Below are 1799 nucleotides of genomic sequence, written 5' to 3'. Positions count from 1 at the left end.
ACTCATTTATAAGCAAGCTCTTGGATTTCAGCTTTATGCTGATTAATGACTCGTTTTGCACTATGCATCACAACACGTTTAGTCGCTTCGTCATTGCTAAATTGGATTGGTAATACTTGACCCGAAACCTTTTCACGATTTGAAATTTGATCAAGGCTATAGTCTTTTAAACGCTTTCTCATCTTCATACCCCTATTAAAAGAGAATTTCATTTTAGCCTAAATTAAACAATTAAGTACGATAGTGAGGATCTTTTCTTGGAATAGCATTTTCTGAATCTATATCAAAGAAATCATAAATTTTAGTGGCTGTTACTGTGTTAAATAATTTTTTGTCCATATACACGATTGCTTTTTCTTTATTTGCGTCGAAAACTACCCTACCCCTTGGAATCTGTTCATATTCATAATGACGTAGTTCTGGGTATACACTTTGCATATTTTTCCAATAATCGACATGTGTATATGGACTATCAATTAAGCCTATTGAATCTGCATCATTTAAATTGAATGGATGAGCTATGCCGATAACTTGCTTTTGCAAAAACCAAAAAATTCCTATTTTCATTTTTCATCAACTGATTAATTTCCCTAAAATTAACATAATACACCTTATGCGAAGTCAAAAATGGGAGCTTAAGCTCCCATTTTTACTGATGATTTTTTAATTCTTTGAGCATAGCATCCCGCAAAATTTCATTCATTCGTGTTTGATAGCCTTTGCCTTGAGCTTTAAACCATGCAAGTACATCAGCATCTAAACGAATGGAAGTCTGTTGCTTCACTGGGCGATAGAATTGATTATGGCGTACAGCATTGCTCCAGTCGGTAATTTCAGGCATATCTGAGAGATCTAGCTGATCGTCAGGAACCGTTCCCTTAGCAAGCAAGCGTTGAATTTCAGCATCTTGCTTGTCGCTGAATTTTTCATTCAGTTCTTTGCGTGAGTATCTAACCATGCTCATATCTATCTCGCTCCGCCTTAGTTACTTGTCTTGCACTAATGATTCGTATGATTTCACAGTCATCTTCATCAAAGATGGTGTGAGCTACTAAGAGCATTAGTACGCCTTTTACTTTTCCAATGGTTTGCCAACGTTCTTCACCATCGGTATGTCTGTCCTGGATTGAGATCCTCAGTGGATCTTCAAAAACAAGGCTTGCTGTTTCGAAAGAGACATCGTGCTTTTTCTGATTCTTTCGATTCTTTGCCTCATCCCATTCGAAATACTGTTCCATAAAAAACATTCAAATTTGTATATACAATAATGTATCACAAAATTGTATCACTCAAGCTGAAAAGCGTAATTTTTAGTCAGATTTATTGGCAAGAACTATCAAAACTGCTCATAAAAAAGCCGACTTGTTTCCAAGTCGGCTTTTAGGGTTTGCGTCCCCGATTTTTTATAACATAACTTTTTGAAATATAAAACTATTTTTATATGCGTTTCGTATAACGCCCATTATGTTAATTGTAGGAAAACTTAATTTTATTACCTTATTGAGACATATCTTTGATTTGACGTTTATGTCTATACATTTGCTTATCTGCTTCAACTACTGTTTGTTGTAAATCCGTCCCTGGTTGACGTGCTGCAACACCAATAGCAGCATTAATTCCAGCCTGTTTTAAGGATTCTGAAATTCGATTTGCTAGTTTTTGAGTATTTTCTAAGTTAGTTTCAATATTTAAAATACCAAACTCATCTCCTCCTAAACGTGCAACTAAATCATTAGAGCGCACAGTTCTTTTGATAATTTGGACTGTTTCTTGAATCATCTGATCACCTTTTAAATGAC

5 protein-coding genes are annotated in these 1799 nt (G+C 35.1%); all 5 read right to left on the bottom strand.

The window, feature by feature from the left end; all coding sequences use genetic code 11:
* Positions 1 to 2: 2 nt before the first annotated feature.
* Positions 3 to 182 carry a hypothetical protein gene (locus tag J582_RS24970; RefSeq protein ID WP_001231652.1) on the bottom strand — a complete coding sequence of 60 codons (180 nt, stop codon included), beginning with the start codon at positions 180 to 182 and terminating at the stop codon, positions 3 to 5.
* Between the two features lie 49 nt (positions 183 to 231).
* A complete protein-coding gene (locus tag J582_RS24965) occupies positions 232 to 567 on the bottom strand; it encodes a hypothetical protein (protein WP_025466893.1) in 336 nt (111 codons plus the stop codon).
* An 82-nt stretch (positions 568 to 649) separates the two neighbouring features.
* A complete protein-coding gene (locus J582_RS24960; RefSeq protein ID WP_005098515.1) occupies positions 650 to 964 on the bottom strand; it encodes a BrnA antitoxin family protein in 315 nt (104 codons plus the stop codon).
* Positions 951 to 1238: a BrnT family toxin gene (locus tag J582_RS24955; RefSeq protein ID WP_023271598.1), complete on the bottom strand. Its 288-nt coding sequence runs from the start codon at positions 1236 to 1238 to the stop codon at positions 951 to 953. Before J582_RS24955 ends, J582_RS24960 begins: the two co-directional genes overlap by 14 nt.
* Before the next feature lie 259 nt (positions 1239 to 1497).
* A partial coding sequence (locus tag J582_RS24950) for a GGDEF domain-containing protein (RefSeq protein WP_032048903.1) occupies positions 1498 to 1799 on the bottom strand: 302 nt, incomplete at its 5' end.

It is taken from the genome of Acinetobacter sp. 1566109, from assembly GCF_000582255.1.
GTDB classification, from domain to species: Bacteria; Pseudomonadota; Gammaproteobacteria; order Pseudomonadales; family Moraxellaceae; genus Acinetobacter; species Acinetobacter nosocomialis.
The sequence above is the reverse complement of the archived record's forward strand: the minus strand, read 5'-3'. Positions and strand labels throughout refer to the sequence as shown.

Coding starts and splice junctions, on each gene's coding strand:
- J582_RS24970 (WP_001231652.1), bottom strand. CDS start 182: ATGAGAAAGCGTTTAAAAGACTATAGCCTTGATCAAATTTCAAATCGT.
- J582_RS24965 (WP_025466893.1), bottom strand. CDS start 567: ATGAAAATAGGAATTTTTTGGTTTTTGCAAAAGCAAGTTATCGGCATA.
- J582_RS24960 (WP_005098515.1), bottom strand. CDS start 964: ATGAGCATGGTTAGATACTCACGCAAAGAACTGAATGAAAAATTCAGC.
- J582_RS24955 (WP_023271598.1), bottom strand. CDS start 1,238: ATGGAACAGTATTTCGAATGGGATGAGGCAAAGAATCGAAAGAATCAG.